Genomic DNA, 19,138 nt, shown 5'->3' with positions numbered 1-19,138 from the left:
TTTAGTTTGCTTATCCTTTTCTATTGTATCAAAACATTCTTTTCTCCTCTATACTCTTCCTTATTCTCTATTTTCAATTTGCCAATCAATCGGTTCTTGGTTTGTTTCCTTTAAGAACTCATTTGTTTGTGAGAAATGATGGCTCCCAAAGAATCCTCTGTTTGCAGAAAGTGGGCTTGGATGAGGTCCTTCTAGAATTAGATGATGATCTTTTATAAGTGCTTTTTTCTGTCTTGCATTGTTTCCCCATAATAAGAAAACCATTGGCTTCTCACGTTCAGAGAGCTTTTCGATAATCTTGTTTGTGAAGGTCTCCCATCCTTTTCCTTTATGAGAGTTTGGTTTTCCTTCTCTTACCGTTAAGACCGTGTTTAACATAAGGACTCCTTGTTCAGCCCATTTTACTAAGTAACCGTTGTTTGGAATATAGCAGCCAACATCCTGCTTTAGTTCTTTGTAAATATTCACAAGGGATGGTGGTGTTTTCACTCCAGGTTGAACAGAGAAGCTTAATCCATGGGCTTGGCCAGGACCATGGTAAGGATCTTGCCCTAATATCACAACCTTTGTATCTTTATAAGCTGTGTAGTGAAGAGCATTATAGATATCATACATATCTGGATATATCGTTTGTGTTTTGTATTCCTCAACTAGAAACTCACGAAGTTCCTTATAATAAGTTTTTTCAAATTCCTCTGCTAATATCTCTTGCCAATCATTTTTCAAAATGGTCATTTTAACACCTCTCAATAAATTTTTTAAAAATAAAGACAACTGGTAACTTCCTGTTCTTGACTTTAAGCTCTCTTCGCTACCGTATCTCTATCTTTTTACACATAAACTTTACTTTGTCTTATCAAGATTAAGTACAAAATACTTTTAAAGTAAAAGAAAACATGGAATAATAGGTACAAGCCATTAATGAAAGAATACTGTTTTTATAACTCTATTCTTTTTAAAATTATTACATATTTCATACGTAATTCAAAATAAAGTGAGGTTAGAGATGCGATGACAACGAGTTCAAATCCGAAATCAATTATTGTAATCTTTGGAGCTACTGGTGATTTAGCAAAACGCAAGCTATTCCCTTCTATTTACCGCTTATATCGCAACGGGAAAATATCTGAAGACTTTGCTGTTGTAGGCGTGGCAAGAAGACCATGGTCAAATGATACATTTCGTGACAATGTAAAAGAATCTGTTAAAGGGTTAAATGGCAAAGACATTGAGGAGTTTTCTTCTCACTTTTATTATCAACCATTTGATGTAACAGACCTAGAATCCTATCAGAAGTTAAACAGCTTATTAACAGACCTTGATGAGCAATATCATACTGAAGGCAACCGAATTTTCTATTTAGCAATGGCACCAGAGTTTTTCGGCCCAATTGCAGAAAATTTAAAATCTGAAGGTGTTACAAATACAAATGGATGGTCAAGACTTGTTATTGAGAAACCTTTTGGTCATGATTATCAGTCAGCTGAAGTATTAAACAACCAAATTCGTCACGCTTTTAGCGAAGATCAAATCTATCGTATTGATCACTACCTTGGAAAAGATATGGTTCAAAACATTGAGGTTATTCGTTTTGCTAATGCTTTATTTGAACCGATGTGGAATAACCAATATATTTCAAATATTCAAATTACATCGAGTGAGACACTTGGTGTTGAAGATCGTGGACGCTATTACGAGACGTCTGGTGCCCTTCGTGACATGGTTCAGAACCATATGCTGCAAATGGTGGCACTGCTTGCGATGGAACCACCAATTAATTTAACAACAGAAGAAATTCGTAGTGAAAAAGTCAAAGTACTACGCGGACTTCGCCAAATTTCTGCGGAGAATTTAAATGACTATGTTGTACGCGGACAATACGGAGCTGGTGTTGTTGAAGAGGATAACGTAAAAGGCTATCGAGAAGAAAACGCAGTTGACGAACAATCAAATACAGAAACATTTGTCGCAGCTAAGCTCATGATTGATAACTTCCGCTGGGCTGGAGTGCCATTCTATATTCGTACAGGTAAACGTATGAGAGAAAAATCAACAAAAATTGTTGTTCAATTTAAAGATCTACCAATGAATCTTTATAAGAATAAAGGAAAAAGCATTCATCCAAACTTACTTGTTATTCATATTCAACCAGATGAAGGTATTACACTTCATTTAAATGCACGCAAAGAAAGTGGTGCTGATCCTTCAACTTCTACACCAATTGAACTTGATTACTGCAATAACTGCGGAGACAAAATCAATACACCGGAAGCTTATGAGCGTCTTTTATATGATTGCATGAATGGAGATGCAACAAACTTCACTCATTGGGAAGAAGTGGCCCTTTCTTGGAAATTTGTTGACAATATTTCAGCAGCATGGGCGAATGAAAAAGCAACAAACTTCCCAAACTATGAATCAGGATCAATGGGACCAAAAGAAGCAGACGCTCTTTTAGCAGAGAATGGTTTCCACTGGTGGGATATTAACTCGCATAAAGGTTTTTAATTACTAGCATAGAAAGTGAGAGGAGTTTCTCAATGAAGTTTTATGATGTGACAATGTCGATTCGTGAAAGTATGATGGTTTATAAGGATAAAGCAGAAAAAAAGCCAGTTTTTAATACGAGTACGAACGGTCATGTAACAGAAACGAAAATAACAATGGATGCCCATACAGGTACCCATATAGACTCTCCTCTCCATATGATTAATGAGGGAGATACGTTTGAAACAATCCCTCTTGACCGTTTTATCACAAAATGCAAAGTCCTTGATTTAACAACTGTTGAAGATGGAATTACGGCACGTCATCTCGAGCCTTTTGAGATTAAACAAAATGACTTTCTTGTTTTAAAAACAATTAATTCTTTTCATGAGAAAGATGAATTTGATCATGAATTTATCTACTTAAAAGAAGATGGTGCGAAGTATCTGATTGATAAAGGTATTAAAGGTGTTGCTACAGATGGTCTTGGCATTGAACGTAGCCAACCAGATCATAGTACACATCGCTCTCTCTTTAAAGAGAAAATCGTTATTATGGAAGGCTTCTCTTTAAAAGATGTACCACAAGGAGAATATTTGATGATTGCTGCGCCTATTAAAGTAACCGGCATTGAAGCAGCTCCTTCTCGTGTTTTCCTTGTTGAGGGAATGGAAGATATCGATATCCAATTTGCATAAAAAAAGACGCTCAAGCTTGAGCGTCTTTTTTTATGTTTATTTTTCTAACCATTCTGTATGGAAAATACCGTCTTTATCAATACGTTGATACGTATGTGCACCGAAATAATCACGCTGCGCTTGAAGTAAGTTTGCTGGTAATGTTTCTGTGCGGTAGCTATCATAGTAAGCTAGTGCACTAGAGAATCCTGGTACAGGAATTCCGTGTTTTACAGCAAGAGAAATTACTTCACGTAACGCTGATTGGTAGCCTTCAACAATCTCTTTGAAATATGGATCAAGAAGTAAGTTTGTTAGAGCTGATTCACGATCATATGCATCTTTAATTTTTTGTAGGAATTGTGCGCGAATGATACAACCACCACGGAAGATCATAGCGATATCTCCGTAGCTTAAGTTCCAATCGTACTCTTCAGATGCTGAACGCATTTGTGCGAATCCTTGAGCATATGAACAAATCTTACTCATATAAAGAGCTTTACGGATAGCTTCTACAAATTCAGCTTTATCACCTTCAAATGCTGAAGCTTCTGGTCCGCTTAGTACTTTACTTGCTTTCACACGCTCTTCTTTCATTGCAGAAAGGAAACGTGAAAATACAGATTCTGTGATAATCGGAAGTGGTACACCTAGGTCAAGAGAGCTTTGGCTTGTCCATTTTCCTGTTCCTTTTTGACCTGCTGTATCTAAAATCACGTCAACAAGTGGTTTACCTGTTTCTTCATCAACTTTTGTGAAGATATCAGCAGTAATTTCGATAAGGTAGCTGTCAAGCTCACCTTTATTCCATTCAGAGAATACTTCATGTAACTCTTGTGCTTCTAGACCTAAAAGATTTTTCATAATGAAATATGCTTCACAAATCAGCTGCATATCGCCATACTCAATTCCATTATGAACCATTTTCACGTAGTGACCTGCTCCATTTGGTCCAATATATGTGCAGCAAGAATCGCCATCAACTTTTGCTGAAATAGCTTCTAGAATAGGCTCTACAAGCTCGTACGCTTCTTTTTGTCCACCAGGCATGATAGATGGTCCTTTAAGCGCTCCTTCTTCCCCACCTGAAACTCCTGTTCCAATAAAGTGGATACCTTCTTTTTCAAGCTCTTCATTACGACGAATTGTATCTTTAAAGAATGTATTTCCGCCGTCGATTAAAATATCTTCTTTATCTAAATAAGGTTTTAATGATTCAATTGTTGCATCTGTTGCTGGTCCTGCTTTAACCATTAACAAGATTTTACGTGGTTTTTCAAGAGAGTTAACAAACTCTTCTACGCTATATGTACCAACGAAATTTTTACCTTCTGCTTCATTTTTTAAAAACTCTTCTGTTTTCTCTGGAGAACGGTTAAAAACAGAAACTGAATACCCGCGACTTTCAATGTTAAGAGCAAGGTTTTTACCCATAACAGCCAAGCCAATAACACCAATTTGTTGTTTTGACATACTTTCTCTTCCCTTCTGTAATTAAAATATAGAGTGAATTTGCCCTAGCACATTTTGCATAGGCAAAACGTTATTTTAAAAGCGCCCATCCTGAAGCTTTTAAAACATTTTCGTTTTGTTGAACATACCACAATAAAAGTTCACTTTTCAAGCAGGATAAACTAGCTTGTAAAGATTGCCTATTATAACATGTGCCATGATACTTCTATTGTACACATTTTTCAGAAAAATTTCTTCTTTTCTTCCTCTATATGAAAGATTATTTTATTTTTTTTAGCAAAAATAGATCTTAAAAACATAGTTTTGATTTCTCTTTACACAGAACCTTTTATTTTCTTGTATACTGTTTGTAAAAGCTTCGATAAATGAGGGGAAATTTATGAGTATAAAACAACACGATCCGTTCCAATCTAATTTTGACTCACTAGATGAATTTGCTGACCATATTAGTGATGTATTAAAGTGTCCTATTACAATTGAAGATGCGAACCATCGACTTTTAGCTTACAGCACACATCAAGATGAGATTGACCCTGCTCGTATTTCTACAATCATCGGTCGACGCGTTCCTGAAAAAGTAATTAATAACCTTTGGAAGCAAGGAGCTATTCCTGCCCTATTACAATCAAGAGAGCCTATTCGAGTAGAGAATATTAACGAGATTGGTCTTGGCAACCGCGTAGCAATCTCCATTTGGAAAAATGACGAAGTTCTTGGTTTCATTTGGGCCCTTGAAGTTTACCATAAACTCCAAGACTCAGAACTCATTCTGTTAAAGAGTGCGGCAAAAGCGGCAAAAAACAAACTATTGCAACTACAAATCCGCAAAAATAAAAAAGAAGAGAGATCTCAAGAGCTTTTCTGGAAGATAATCACAGACCATGTAAAAGAAGCAGATGATGTTCACATGCAATTTCAGCAAGTGCAACTTACACCCCCAACTTTATTTTCTGTGCTTGTTTTTCGTTTTCACCAAGAAATCACAGATGATATGGAAAGGAAGCTTTCTTATCTTCTTCAAACAACACAGCAAGTTCAAGTTTCTTTATATACAACAGATTTTAATAAATTAATTTTACTTATCTCATTAAAAAATCGATCACAGCCTCTTCAGCAATGTGAAAACTTCATTGAACACTTCACAAAACAAACCGTAGAACGATTTAACCTTTCATTAGCTGATGCGAGCAGTGGGAATATATATGAATCCCTTGACTATATTTCAAAAAGTTACAAAGAGGCGCTTACTGTTCTTTCTATAAAAAAACGATTTCCAAAAGAAACTCAGTCCATTTACACTTATCAATCATTAGGGATTTATCAATTTTTGGATGTCTTATTAGAAAAAAGACAAAGAGATGGGTTCACAAACCAGACGGTAGAAAAACTTGTCTCATATGATCAAAAACACCAAAGCAACTTAGTTGAAACAATTGAGATTTTTCTTGATCGGGATCAGAACCTTCATGAGGCAGCAAAAGCATTAAACATTCATATTAATACACTTAATTATCGTCTAAAACGAATTCAAGAAATTGGAGAGCTCAATTTAAAAAATCCTAATCAAAAGATTACCTTATACCTTGATATCAAACTTGCACGTTATGCTGAAAGTCTTCATTTGTGATTTTACACAAATGAACAGAAAATCTTTCTCTAAATACAACAAAGATGATTCCAATAATTCTGCTTATACTATAGATATAGTAATTCACTTACTACATTATCAGAGGAACGCTTGTTTCTCTCATATAAATATAGAAAACGCTTACATTGAAAGGGGTATAATAATTATGATTATCGGAGTACCAACAGAAATTAAAAACAATGAAAACCGCGTAGCACTTACACCTTCTGGAGTCGTTCAACTTGTAGCACATGGACATCGTGTCTTAGTTGAAGAAAATGCTGGCGTTGGCAGTGGATTTGTAAATGAGGATTACCTACAAGCAGGTGCTGAGATTATTGCAAAAGCAAAAGATGTCTGGGCTACTTCTGATATGATTATGAAAGTAAAAGAACCTCTGCCAAGTGAATATGACTACTTTAAAAAAGGACTTATTCTATTTACTTACCTTCATCTAGCAGCTGAGCCAAGCCTTGCTGAAGCATTGAAGAATAAAGGCGTTACAGCTATTGCTTATGAGACTGTTGCAAGTAATGGAAAACTTCCTCTTTTAACACCTATGAGTGAAGTTGCAGGACGAATGGCTGCTCAAATTGGTGCTCAATTTTTAGAAAAGCCTAAAGGCGGAAAAGGAATTCTACTATCAGGCGTTCCTGGCGTAAATCGTGGAAAAGTAACAGTTATTGGCGGTGGTGTTGTTGGAACAAACGCAGCTAAAATTGCAGTTGGCCTAGGAGCAGATGTTACAATTATCGACCTTAACCCTGAACGTTTACGCGAGCTTGATGATCTTTTTGGAAGTAACATTCAAACATTAATTTCAAATCCTGTTAATATTGCTAGCGCTGTTGCACAGGCTGATCTACTCATTTGTGCTGTTCTAATCCCAGGTGCTAAAGCTCCGACTCTTGTGACAGAAGACATGGTAAAATCAATGTCAAAAGGATCTGTAATTGTAGATGTTGCCATTGACCAAGGCGGGATTGTAGAAACAGTTGACCATATTACAACACACGATAATCCAACATATGAAAAACACGGCGTTGTTCATTATGCTGTAGCAAACATGCCTGGTGCTGTTGCACGAACTTCAACAATTGCCTTAACAAACGTAACCGTGCCATATGCTTTGCAAATTGCTGACAAAGGAGTTCAAAAAGCAGTTGCGGAAAATGAAGCATTAAAACTTGGTGTCAATGTAGCAAACGGTGAAATTACATTCAAAGCTGTTGCTCATGATCTTGGTTACACATATGTACCTGTTGAAACAGCTCTTTTAAACGGATTTGCTTCTGTATAATTTCAGCATGAGAGAAACTTCTCTCATGCTTTTTTGTTTCTCGGAAGATTAATCCTGTTCTATGAAAAATCGCCTATTTATTGATATAATAGAATACAGAAGCACACTATAAAGATAACTTTTGCTTGGATGCAAGGAGGCTTTTTATCATTATGAAAAAAGTATTAACAATTGCTGGTTCTGACACGAGTGGAGGCGCAGGTATACAAGCTGATTTAAAAACCTTCCAAGAGCGTGAAGTATACGGCATGACAGCTCTAACAACTATCGTGACGATGGATCCAAAAAACAAATGGTCTCATAACGTATTTCCTATAGATATTAATACGCTAAAAGCCCAGCTTTCTACAACTGTTGAAGGCATTGGAATTGATGCAATGAAAACAGGCATGCTTGGTTCTGTTGAAATTATCAACCTTGTGGCAGAAACAATCGATAAATATAATTTAAAAAACATTGTTATCGATCCTGTAATGGTTTGTAAAGGAGAAGATGAAGTCCTGCACCCTGAAACAGCAGAAAGTCTTCGGGACACGCTTACTCCACGCGCAACAGTCGTGACGCCAAATTTATTTGAAGCAGGTCAAATTAGCGGCCTTGGAACTCCTACAACAGTAGAAGAAATGAAAGCTGCAGCTGAGAAAATTCATGCTCTTGGACCACAGTATGTGTTAATTAAAGGTGGCGGAAAGCTACAGCATGATAAAGCAGTTGACGTTTTATATGATGGCAAAACGTTCGAGGTGCTTGAAGGTGAGCGTATTGACACACCGTATACACATGGAGCAGGATGTACGTACTCAGCTGCTATCACGGCCGAACTTGCTAAAGGTAAAGACGTGAAAGAAGCTATTTTAACAGCAAAAGAGTTTATTACAGAAGCAATTCGTGAGTCTTTCCAATTGAATGAATATATTGGACCTACAAAACACAGTGCATATCGTAATAAAGAAAAGCAGAACGTTTAAAAAGGATGAGGGGAATTTCCCTCATCCTTTTCTTATATAAAGAAAAACCTCAGCTCAAATGAGCTGAGGTTTTTTTGTATTAATGATTGTGCATTCCGAATGACATAACCCAAACAGAACCTGCAACAATTACAATTGCGATAAAGAATGCATACACCATATTCCCAACCTGTATAGCACCTTCTCCTTCTCTTAAGTGCATGAACAGCACGAGCTGCATACCAGCCTGTAAGAAAGCAAGAATAAGCATAACAGTAAGAATAGCAGTGTTTGAGAAACCTGAACTAAAGGCTACCCATACGGTGATCAGTGTAATAACGATCGACAGGATAAAGCCGATAACAAGCTTCCAAGGAAAACCATCATGATGCTCTTGTGCATATCCTTTTCCAGCCATGATTATAACACCATCCCTGATAAATAGACTAACGTAAAGATAAACAACCAAACGATATCTAAGAAGTGCCAGTAAAGACCGATAATGAATACTTTACGAGCAGTTTTTGGTGTAAATCCACGCTGTTTTAATTGAATCAAGATACACGTTAACCAGCCGACACCGACCGTTACGTGAAGTCCGTGAGTTCCAACAAGAACAAAGAATGCTGATAAGAAAGCACTTGTTTTAATTGAAACACCTTCGTGTCCAATATACTCATAGAACTCAAAAATCTCACAGCCTAGGAATCCAAGACCAAGAGCCATTGTAATTAAAAGCCATGTTACCATTGCTTTCATCTTTTGAGCTCTTAAATAATGGATAGCCATACTTCCTGTAAAACTACTTGTTAAAAGTAAGAACGTCATTAAAAGAACGATTTCCGGTTTAAACAAGTCAGCTGAAGTTGGTCCATTTGCTGGACGAGAATGTAAAACCATATATGTTGCGAATAGTGTTGAGAACAGGGCGATCTCGGCTCCAAGGAAGATCCAGAAACCAAGAATGGTCATTCTGTCCTCGCCTTTGGAATATTCAAGCGGCGTATTAGCATCATGTGCGTGTGTAGATTCTGCTGCCATGCGTTACGCCCCCTTTCCGATTCGTTGTGTTCGTTTAATTTCTTCAACGCTGACATAGTAGCCATCGTCATAATCGAAGGAACGAATAACCATACAGATTAACATACCTGCTAGACCTGGAATAGCCATCCAATACCATTCAAATACAAGGCCGAAACCTGCGATGAATAAGAACACTGACATAATAACACCTAAGCCAGAGTTGCTTGGCATATGAATTGGTTTTAAATCTTCCTCTTTTACTTCACGAGCAGCTTCAAAACCTTTTTCTTTCTTCTGATACCAATACTCGTCTAAACGAGTCATTTTTGGTGTTGTAGCAAAGTTGTAGAATGGTGGTGGTGAAGAAACCATCCACTCAAGCGTACGACCATCCCATGGATCACCAGTAAGATCGCGTTCACCATGACGAGCACTGTAGTAAATGCTATATACAAGTACAAGGAATCCTAGACCCATTCCAACAGCACCGATAGATGCAATAACGTTTAATGGTGTCCAGCCAAGACCTGCTGAGTAAGTGTACATACGACGTGCCATTCCCATTAGACCTAAGAAATACATTGGGAAGAAACATACGTTAAATCCGATCATAAATAACCAGAAACTAATTTTTCCTAAACGTTCGTTAAGCATATGACCGAACATTTTTGGATACCAATAATATAGACCTGCGAAACAAGCAAAAACTGTACCAGCGATTAATACGTAGTGGAAGTGGGCAATAAGGAAATACGTATTGTGATACTGATAGTCAGCTGCAGCCATTGCAAGCATAACCCCTGTTACCCCACCGATAACAAAGTTCGGGATAAATGCTAGTGACCACATCATCGCAACGGTCATCTTAATGCGCCCTTTGTAGAGCGTAAATAACCAGTTGAATATCTTAACCCCTGTTGGGATTGCAATCGCCATCGTTGAAACAGAGAAGAACGAGTTAACTGCTCCGCCTGCTCCCATCGTAAAGAAGTGATGGACCCATACAAGGAAACTTAAACCTGCAATAGCAATCATTGAGAATACCATTGCTTTGTAACCAAATAGTGTTTTACGTGCAAACGTACAAACGATTTCCGAGAAAATACCGAATGCAGGTAAAATAACAATATATACTTCAGGATGTCCCCAAACCCAGAACAAGTTAGCCCAAAGCATAGGCATACCGCCATCTCCCAAGTTGAAGAAGTTGGCATCAAACAATCTATCAAATGTCATAAGTGCTAAAGCTACTGTTAAAACAGGGAAAGCAAAGATGATAATGATAGTCGTAATAAGCGTTGACCAAGTGAACATTGGCATTTTCATTAATGTCATACCTGGTGCGCGCATTTTTAAGATTGTAACTAAGAAGTTAATACCTGTAGCAAGTGTACCGATACCGGCAATCTGTAATCCTAACAGGTAGTAGTTTTGACCAGGTCCTGGGCTTAGTTCATTACCTGCTAAAGGCATGTAAGCTGTCCACCCTGCATCTGGTGATCCCCCGATAACGAAGGAAATATTGAAAAGCATTGCTCCCATAAAGAATGACCAAAAACTAAAAGAGTTCAGGAATGGGAATGCTACGTCACGTGCACCAATTTGTAGTGGTACAGCAACGTTAATTAAACCAATTAAAAATGGCATAGCCATAAACAGGATCATAATTGTCCCGTGTGTTGTAAAAATTTCATTGTAATGTGAAGAGCTTAAGAACTCTGTCTCTGGAAGTGTGAGTTGAGCACGCATTAAAAGGGCATCCACTCCACCGCGGAAAAGCATTAGCACCGCAGCAATGATATACATGATACCAATTTTCTTATGATCTACGGATGTAAGCCATTCTGTCCAAAGCCATTTCCACTTCTTGAAGTAAGTTAAAACAAAGATGATACCTAAAGTGGCTAATACGATGGAAACGTCCGCGCCATAAATTAGCGGATCACCTGTGACGAAAAATTCATCGAGCTTCATCTCTTAGCTTCCTCCTTCCGCTGTATTAGCAAAAATTATATGTTGCGTTATGAAACTGTTCATGATGAAAAGCTTAAAGATTAATGACTGCTATGGTCCATACCTTCCATGTCCATGCCTTCTTCATGACCTTCATGGTCTTCTGCAGCCTTGTTATAAGTGTCTTGTTTCGCATGGTCAACAAAGTCTAAATGCGTGTTTGAGAAAGACTTACGACCCATAACGCTCTGTTTTAAGATCTCTTTGTTGTACTCTTTTTCTGTAAGCTTAGGAGCCGTATCTTTTACTTCATCAGCCCACTCTTGGAATTCTTCTGGTTTTTGAGATTGTACTTCGAATTCCATTTGTGCGAAACCTTCACCATTGAAGTTAGCGTTACGTCCCATGTAAGTGCCTTCGTGATCTGCTTGTAAATAAAGCGTTGTTTCCATACCTGCCATTGCATATTTTTGTCCACCAAGCTCTGGAATCCATAGAGCCGTCATTGAATCAGCAGATGTTAGCTTAAATTCAACTGGTCTATCTTCTGGAATGTTTACATAGTTAACCGTCTCAATTCCTTGTTCAGGATAACTAAAAATCCATTTCCAGTCAGCTGATGTTGCATAGATAACAAGCGGTTCTTGTTGTTCTTCTGCATTTGCAGCTTGTGGTGGTTTCTCTAAGTCAAAGATAGCTTTGACTGTTGGGATAGATAGTGCAATAACGATGATAATAGGAATACCAGTCCAGACGATTTCAAGGAATGTATTTCCGTGTACCTCTGGTGGCTCGTAATTCATATTATCTGGTCTTTCACGATACTTAATAAGAACTACAGCAAATAAAACGAAAACAACCACAATGATAATAAGCATAAAACCAATTGACCACATAATTAAGTCATATTGAGTTTGAGCCACTGGTCCTTGTGGGTTTAATACACCCATCTTTAGATCACAGCCACTCAATAAAAAGAGAATAGCTAGAGCAGACAATGAGATCCACTTGCGACTCACTTTTTGAAGCTTTTTCATGGATGTTCCTCCTTTCCTTTGTTTTAAAAAAGGATATTATAAAATTTTAAACCTCAACTACCCCACTTACTATTTATGGAAGTTGAGTAGAGTAATATAGTAGAAGACAAAAAAAACACAACGTTTTATTTACCTATCCACAATACCACATATTTTACGACATTAACTTTCTTTTGACTAGTCGTCAAAAAATGATAATTAATTTGTCACAAATAAGTCACAAAATGTTCATCATTTATCCTTTTTTGTCCAAATAATGTAATATCATGTCTGTTATTGTCGCCTTTTTTTCTTGTTTTGGCAAGAAAAAACTGCTCATTTTTAGAGCAGTTTTTCAACTATTTTGCTTGAAAGAACGCATCGTAGCTCTTTGCTAACTTTTCAAAAGTTAAATCTTCTGTTTTTTCGACATAAAGGTCGGCATTTTTCATCATTTCGTCCTCCCCTACCCCAACCGAAAACATATTTGCTTTTTGAATACCTTCAAGTCCTGCTCGTCCATCTTCTATTGCTATACAATCTTTTGGATGAATTTGTAATTGACGTGCAGCAGTCAAAAAAATCTCGGGATTTGGCTTTCCTTTCTTAATTTTTGTCACATCTACAATATGATCAAAATATGATGAAAGCCCAATCTTCTCTATTAAATATAGGGCATTGGAGCTTGAGGACGCAACAGCTGTTGGAACTCCCCTCTTTTTCAACTCTCCTAGGAATAATTGAATTCCAGGAAGCACAACTTTTTCATCAAGGTTTTGAATGAGCTTTTTATATTCTTCATTTTTCTGTTCCCCTAGCTCATAGACTTCTTGCTCACTATAGGTTTTAATACTGTCTTTTAGGAGCGTCATAATGGTTTGCTTCCGATTTACTCCTTGAAGCTGCTGATTCATTTCGGACGTAAAAGTAACACCTAACTTATCCGCGATTACTTTTGTTGCTTTATAATAAAGTGGTACAGTATCCACAATAACGCCATCAAAGTCAAAAATAACAGCCTGTATTTTCTTCATCTCTCTCCCCTCCCCTCTTCTTCATTTTTAAATATATTATTTTTCTTCTTTTGGAATAAACTCATAAATTTTCCCGCTCCTGATGCTCTCCACAAGCTTATGCAGCCAAGCATAATAAGGCTTTGAATCCTCAAGTTGATGATATAAATCCCTTGCTTCTGCCTGAAGATCTTCTCCAAGCTCCTTCATAATTAAGACATTTTTAATTTCCTCTTGAGCTTGTTCAATGGCTTCTAAATTTAGTTTTACTTCCCTCTCCCATTTATGAGTAAAGAAGTTAGCAAAAAAGTGAAAGAAATCTTTTTCAGCAACATACGTATGCTTTCTACTTCCCTTTATAAATGTTTTCTTCACAATATCAAGCTCTTGTAGCCTTCTTACTCCTGTACTCATACTCGGCTTGCTCATCCCGAGCTTTTCTCTCATCTCATCAAGCGTCATATCATTCTCAAAATACATTGTTCCAAACAAATTTCCAACACTTCCAGTTACCCCATACAAGTCCATTGTTTCAGCAATTGACTCTGTTACAAGATCCTTCGCATGTTCAATAGAAGCTCTTGCTTTTTCAGTCATCTTCCCTGCATCACCTTGTTCCATTGTGTCTCCTCCTCTATATGATCGATTTAGAATTTATATTTAGAATTTTCAAATCAGCCCTATAGTAGCCGCTGCACTTCTATGGTTATAGATATTTATCAATTAGTTTACTTCCCTCTGTAAAAAAAGAAAACTCTTTATCATTATAAGTTCATTTCTAAAAAGTGAAAATAACATCAGTTTCGTTAAATTTTTTCTTAACAAAGTTATACTGTTATTCTCTCCAAAACAGACTTATACCTTAATTTTAGTCTTAATTTATAAAGGTTTATAAGTTAAACAGTTCTTTTTTGACAAGAAATGATTGCCATGTTAAGTTGTTAAATATAAACATTATTAAAAATATTCTTAACAAACTTTACGATTCATCAGGAGGAGTGAAGAGATTGGAAACAAAGAAAATGTTTATCAATGGTCAATGGGTTGAGGCCAAAAATGGAGAAACAAGAGAAATTATTAATCCGTTCAATCAAAAAGTGATTGCTAAAGTTTCAGAAGGCAATGAAGAAGATACAAAAGAGGCGATAAAAGCAGCAAGAACTGCTTTTGACGAAAGTGAATGGGCTTTTACACCTGCCAATGAGCGCGGTTTGATTGTTCAGAATATTGCATCTCTTGTTCGTCGTGATCATGAAGAACTAGCAAAACTTGAAACATTAGATACAGGAAAAACGCTCGAGGAAAGTCGAGCAGATATGGAAGATATCGCAAATGTATTTTCTTACTATGGAGGTCTTGCAGACAAAAATGGGGGTGAAGTCATCTCCTCCCCTCTTCCACATTCACAAAGTAGAGTAGTTCGTGAACCTGTTGGGGTTTGTGGCCAAATTACACCGTGGAACTATCCTTTACTCCAAGCATCTTGGAAACTTGCTCCTGCTCTCGCTGCAGGGAACACACTTATTATGAAACCTAGTGAAATCACTCCCCTCACAACAATTAAAGTATTTGAACTTATGGAAGAAGCAGGAGTACCTAAAGGTGTAGTAAATCTCGTGCTCGGAAAAGGAAATACAGTTGGTGCTGAACTTTCTTCAAGTACAGAAGTAGATCTTCTTTCTTTTACAGGTGGAATTGAAACTGGCAAAGAAATTATGCGGGCAGCAAGCTCTAACGTAAAGAACATTGCTTTAGAGCTTGGGGGAAAAAATCCAAATATCGTTTTTGCTGATGCGGATTTTGATACAGCCGTTGATCAAGCTTTAAACGCAGTCTTCTTTCATGGAGGGCAAGTATGTTCAGCAGGTGCTCGCCTGCTTGTTGAAGAAAGCCTCCATAACAAATTTGTTGAAGCACTAGTTGAAAAAGCTAAACGCATTAAGCTCGGAAATGGATTTGATGAAGGAACACAAAGCGGTCCTCTTATCTCAGCTGAGCATCGTGAAAAAGTTGAAAGCTATGTAAAGATTGGTAAAGAAGAAGGAGCTACACTAGCGCTAGGAGGAGAACGTCCAAAAGCTGAAGAGCTACAAAATGGTTTCTTCTACTCTCCTACTATTTTCATAAACTGCACATCGAACATGCGCATTGTACAAGAGGAAGTCTTTGGACCTGTTCTTACTGTAGAGAAATTCAGTTCAAAAGAAGAGGCCGTGAAATTAGCAAATGATACAATCTACGGCCTTGCAGGTGCTGTTTGGTCTAATGACATTACAAAAGCTGAGTATGTAGCAAACCGCCTTCGTATGGGTACTGTTTGGATTAATGACTTTCACCCATACTTTGCTCAAGCCCCTTGGGGTGGTTACAAACAATCCGGAATCGGTCGTGAGCTCGGTCATACTGGATTAGAAGAATATACAGAACTTAAGCATATTTATCGAAATACAAAACCAGAGCCTGTTGGCTGGTTCAAATAATTTTTTACTATTCTAAGGAGGTTTTTTAGTATGACACTAAATATGAAAATTGAACATATGACAAAATTTCATCAGTTTGAGATCCCTACAGCAATCAAACATGGTATCGGAGCGATTAGCCACCTAGGTGAAGAAGTAAAAAAATTAGGCGTATCAAAGGCTCTTTTAGTAACAGACCCTGGTATCTACAATGCAGGTGTTGTTGATCCTGTAATCAAGAACTTAAAAGAAGAAGGAATTGAAGTAGTTTTATTTAACAAAGTAGAACCAAATCCACCCGTTCGACTTGTTGCAGAAGGTTCTTCTCTTTATCAAAAAGAAGAATGTGACGGCCTTGTAGCAGTTGGTGGTGGAAGCTCTATGGATACAGCAAAAGCAATTGGAGTAGAGGCAACACATCAAGGCTCTGTATTAGATTACGAAGCTGCTGAAGGTAAAAAACCGCTTGAAAATCGCATCCCACCATTAACAACAATTCCAACAACAGCTGGAACAGGTTCTGAAGTAACACAGTGGGCTGTTATTACAGATGAAGAGCGTGAATTTAAATTTAATACTGGTGGGCCACTTATTGCTGCGCACCTTACAATTATTGACCCAAAACTTCATGTATCAATGCCTCCACGTGTTACAGCAATGACAGGCGTTGATGCACTAGCGCACGCTATTGAATGTTATACAATGAAATTTGCTCAACCAATTACAGATGCTGTTGCATTGATGGCAATGGAGTATGCTGCACATTATATCCGTCGTGCTTATGCAGATGGGGAAGACCTTGAAGCAAGATACGGAATGGCCCAAGCGGCTATGCTTGCTGGTCTTTCGTACGGCAGTGAATCAGCAGGAGCAGCGCATGCAATGAGCCAAACATTAGGTGGAATTATTCCAGTTGCTCATGGAGAATGCGTAGCAGCTATGATGGGCCCTGTGATGGAGTTCAACTGGAAAGGAAACCCTGCTAAATTTGCGCGTATTGCTAAAGCATTTGGAATTGATACGAGTAACATGACAACAGAAGAGGCAGCAAAAGCTTCTGTAAACTGGATGTATGAACTTGTTGAAGATCTAGGTATTCCTTCTCTTGAAGATCAAGGGGTTCCAAAAGATATGATTGAACGTCTTTCAAAAGAAGCAATGAAAGACCCTCAAACAGTAGGAAATCCTCATGATCTTAATCAAGAGAAATATGAATGGATCTACAACCGCTGCTTTAACCTAACACCAAAAACAGTTTAAAAAACATAAAAAAAACCGGTCTCATTTACGGTGAGACCGGTCCTTTTTTATGAATAAAGATGTGAACCTTCCTTTTTAAATGTTTCAGATTTCTCTTTCATGCCTTCTTCTCTAATTTCTTCTATACTTTTGTCTTTTAATTCCGCCATTGAGCGGATATCGTGAGAAATTCTCATGGAGCAAAACTTCGGGCCACACATGGAACAAAAGTGTGCTGTTTTTGCACCTTCTGCTGGTAGAGTTTCATCATGAAATTCCCTTGCACGTTCAGGATCAAGTGAAAGGTTAAATTGATCATCCCACCGAAATTCAAAGCGAGCTTTAGAAAGAGCATCATCCCTGTCTTGAGCTCCTTTATGGCCTTTAGCAAGATCTGCCGCATGCGCTGCAATTTTGTAAGAGATAACTCCTTCCCTTACATCATCTTTGTTTGGCAATCCAAGGTGTTCCTTTGGGGTAACATAACAAAGCATCGCAGTGCCAAACCAACCAATCATTGCTGCTCCAATAGCAGATGTAATATGGTCATAGCCTGGTGCAATATCAGTTGTTAATGGTCCTAATGTATAAAAAGGAGCTTCATGACAAATATCCATTTGTTTATCAACATTCTCTTTTATTTTATGCATTGGTACATGTCCAGGCCCTTCAATCATTACTTGAACATCGTGCTTCCATGCAATCTTTGTAAGCTCCCCTAGCGTCTCTAACTCAGCAAACTGTGCCTCATCATTCGCATCCTTAATGGAGCCTGGACGAAGGCCATCACCAAGTGAAACAGCAATATCATAACGTTTTAAAATTTCACAAATCTCTTCGAAATGCGTATAGAGAAAATTCTCTTCATGATAAGCAAGACACCACTGAGCTAAAATAGATCCTCCTCTTGACACAATCCCTGTTGTTCGGTTAACCGTAAGTGGGATGTAACGTAGTAGAACACCAGCATGAATTGTAAAGTAGTCAACACCCTGTTCTGCTTGTTCGATAAGTGTATCGCGATAGATTTCCCACGTTAAATTTTCTGCAATTCCTTGTACTTTTTCAAGTGCTTGATAAATTGGAACAGTGCCAACTGGAACTGGTGAATTTCTTATAATCCACTCCCGCGTTGTATGAATGTCTTTCCCTGTAGAAAGATCCATGATCGTGTCTGCGCCCCATTTTGTTGCCCATGTCATCTTCTCTACCTCTTCTTCTATAGAAGAACTAACAGCAGAGTTGCCGATGTTGGCGTTAATCTTCGTATAAAAGTTACGCCCAATAATCATTGGTTCACTTTCAGGATGATTAATATTCGATGGGATAATTGCTCGTCCTTCTGCAACTTCTTTCCGTACAAAATCTGCTTCTACTCCCTCTCGAATTGCAATAAACTCCATTTCCCGGGTAATAATTCCTTTTTTGGCATAGTGCATTTGTGTAACATTCTTTCCTTTACATGCTCTGAACGGGTGCTTGATTACATTTGGATAACAGGCAATATTTTGTTTTTGGTTTTCACTTCGGTATCCGTTATCTTCTGGTTTGATTTCTCGTTTTTCATATTTTTCTACATCTCCTCTGTCCATAATCCATGCCTCTCGAACACGAGGTAACCCTTTCGTAATATCCACTTCAACAGCTTCATCGCTATAAATTCCGCTTGTATCATAAACACGAATTGGTTCATTTTTTTCATGTTTGCTATCTGTTTTTGTATCACTTTGTTTAATCTCTCTCATTGGTACTTGAATACTATGATGTTCACCTTCTACATAAACTTTCTTACTGTTTGGAAATGTTGATTGCAATGGAATGTTTACTTTTTTCGACATACAAATCTTCCTCCTTAGTATTGTTGTTGGGCTACACCTTTGGAGGAGATGAAATAGCAGAAATTTTTTCTTAAAATAAAAATTGG

16 protein-coding genes are annotated in these 19,138 nt (G+C 37.6%); 7 read left to right on the top strand and 9 right to left on the bottom strand.

Annotated elements, in window-relative coordinates:
* Positions 1-60: 60 nt before the first annotated feature.
* Positions 61-735, bottom strand: a complete 675-nt coding sequence (locus MOC86_RS04710) for a uracil-DNA glycosylase (protein ID WP_268583020.1) — start codon at positions 733-735, stop codon at positions 61-63.
* A gap of 276 nt (positions 736-1,011) precedes the next feature.
* On the opposite strand from MOC86_RS04710, the gene zwf reads away from it, so the two are divergent.
* Positions 1,012-2,508 carry a glucose-6-phosphate dehydrogenase gene (zwf, locus tag MOC86_RS04705; protein ID WP_019394740.1) on the top strand — a complete coding sequence of 499 codons (1,497 nt, stop codon included), beginning with the start codon at positions 1,012-1,014 and terminating at the stop codon, positions 2,506-2,508.
* 32 nt (positions 2,509-2,540) lie between these two features.
* The gene (locus MOC86_RS04700; protein WP_268583019.1) at positions 2,541-3,185 is read left to right on the top strand and encodes a cyclase family protein; all 645 of its coding nucleotides are present in this window, start codon (positions 2,541-2,543) and stop codon (positions 3,183-3,185) included.
* 36 nt (positions 3,186-3,221) lie between these two features.
* Here the strand turns inward: MOC86_RS04700 and gndA are convergent, their stop codons facing one another.
* On the bottom strand, positions 3,222-4,637 hold the full coding sequence (gene gndA / locus MOC86_RS04695) for an NADP-dependent phosphogluconate dehydrogenase (RefSeq protein ID WP_019394738.1): 1,416 nt from the start codon (positions 4,635-4,637) through the stop codon (positions 3,222-3,224).
* A gap of 379 nt (positions 4,638-5,016) precedes the next feature.
* On the opposite strand from gndA, the gene MOC86_RS04690 reads away from it, so the two are divergent.
* From MOC86_RS04690 to pdxK, 3 genes are all read left to right on the top strand, one after another.
* Positions 5,017-6,264, top strand: coding sequence for a PucR family transcriptional regulator (locus MOC86_RS04690; protein ID WP_268583015.1), 1,248 nt, complete (start codon positions 5,017-5,019; stop codon positions 6,262-6,264).
* Positions 6,265-6,430: 166 nt separating this feature from the next.
* Positions 6,431-7,564 (top strand): alanine dehydrogenase, encoded by a 1,134-nt coding sequence (ald, locus tag MOC86_RS04685; protein ID WP_019394736.1) that lies wholly within the window; start codon positions 6,431-6,433, stop codon positions 7,562-7,564.
* A 152-nt stretch (positions 7,565-7,716) separates the two neighbouring features.
* Positions 7,717-8,532, top strand: coding sequence for a pyridoxine/pyridoxal/pyridoxamine kinase (gene pdxK / locus MOC86_RS04680; RefSeq protein WP_419146599.1), 816 nt, complete (start codon positions 7,717-7,719; stop codon positions 8,530-8,532).
* Positions 8,533-8,611: 79 nt separating this feature from the next.
* Here pdxK and qoxD read toward each other — a convergent pair whose 3' ends face one another.
* The 6 genes from qoxD to cudC form a co-directional block, all read right to left on the bottom strand.
* On the bottom strand, positions 8,612-8,929 hold the full coding sequence (gene qoxD / locus MOC86_RS04675; RefSeq protein ID WP_268583014.1) for a cytochrome aa3 quinol oxidase subunit IV: 318 nt from the start codon (positions 8,927-8,929) through the stop codon (positions 8,612-8,614).
* Between the two features lie 2 nt (positions 8,930-8,931).
* Positions 8,932-9,552: a cytochrome aa3 quinol oxidase subunit III gene (gene qoxC / locus MOC86_RS04670; RefSeq protein ID WP_268583012.1), complete on the bottom strand. Its 621-nt coding sequence runs from the start codon at positions 9,550-9,552 to the stop codon at positions 8,932-8,934.
* A gap of 3 nt (positions 9,553-9,555) precedes the next feature.
* Positions 9,556-11,508, bottom strand: coding sequence for a cytochrome aa3 quinol oxidase subunit I (gene qoxB / locus MOC86_RS04665; protein ID WP_268583010.1), 1,953 nt, complete (start codon positions 11,506-11,508; stop codon positions 9,556-9,558).
* Between the two features lie 80 nt (positions 11,509-11,588).
* Positions 11,589-12,524, bottom strand: coding sequence for a cytochrome aa3 quinol oxidase subunit II (qoxA, locus tag MOC86_RS04660; protein ID WP_268583009.1), 936 nt, complete (start codon positions 12,522-12,524; stop codon positions 11,589-11,591).
* A gap of 338 nt (positions 12,525-12,862) precedes the next feature.
* A complete protein-coding gene (gene pgmB, locus MOC86_RS04655) occupies positions 12,863-13,537 on the bottom strand; it encodes a beta-phosphoglucomutase (RefSeq protein ID WP_268583008.1) in 675 nt (224 codons plus the stop codon).
* Positions 13,538-13,573: 36 nt separating this feature from the next.
* On the bottom strand, positions 13,574-14,137 hold the full coding sequence (gene cudC / locus MOC86_RS04650; RefSeq protein WP_268583007.1) for a choline uptake/conversion transcriptional regulator CudC: 564 nt from the start codon (positions 14,135-14,137) through the stop codon (positions 13,574-13,576).
* Positions 14,138-14,538: 401 nt separating this feature from the next.
* Here cudC and betB point away from each other — a divergent pair, with 401 nt between their 5' ends.
* Together betB and MOC86_RS04640 are read left to right on the top strand one after the other, a co-directional pair.
* Positions 14,539-15,996: a betaine-aldehyde dehydrogenase gene (gene betB / locus MOC86_RS04645; protein ID WP_268583329.1), complete on the top strand. Its 1,458-nt coding sequence runs from the start codon at positions 14,539-14,541 to the stop codon at positions 15,994-15,996.
* 30 nt (positions 15,997-16,026) lie between these two features.
* Entirely contained in the window at positions 16,027-17,235 is a 1,209-nt protein-coding gene (locus MOC86_RS04640; protein WP_268583005.1) for an iron-containing alcohol dehydrogenase, read from the top strand.
* A gap of 47 nt (positions 17,236-17,282) precedes the next feature.
* Here MOC86_RS04640 and thiC read toward each other — a convergent pair whose 3' ends face one another.
* On the bottom strand, positions 17,283-19,052 hold the full coding sequence (thiC, locus tag MOC86_RS04635) for a phosphomethylpyrimidine synthase ThiC (protein WP_243516224.1): 1,770 nt from the start codon (positions 19,050-19,052) through the stop codon (positions 17,283-17,285).
* Positions 19,053-19,138 lie beyond the last annotated feature (86 nt).

Origin of the sequence: Priestia endophytica (genome assembly GCF_026790145.1) — a bacterium.
Classification (GTDB): domain Bacteria; phylum Bacillota; class Bacilli; order Bacillales; family Bacillaceae_H; genus Bacillus_I; species Bacillus_I endophytica_A.
This window is presented reverse-complemented; position numbering and strand designations above follow the sequence as displayed.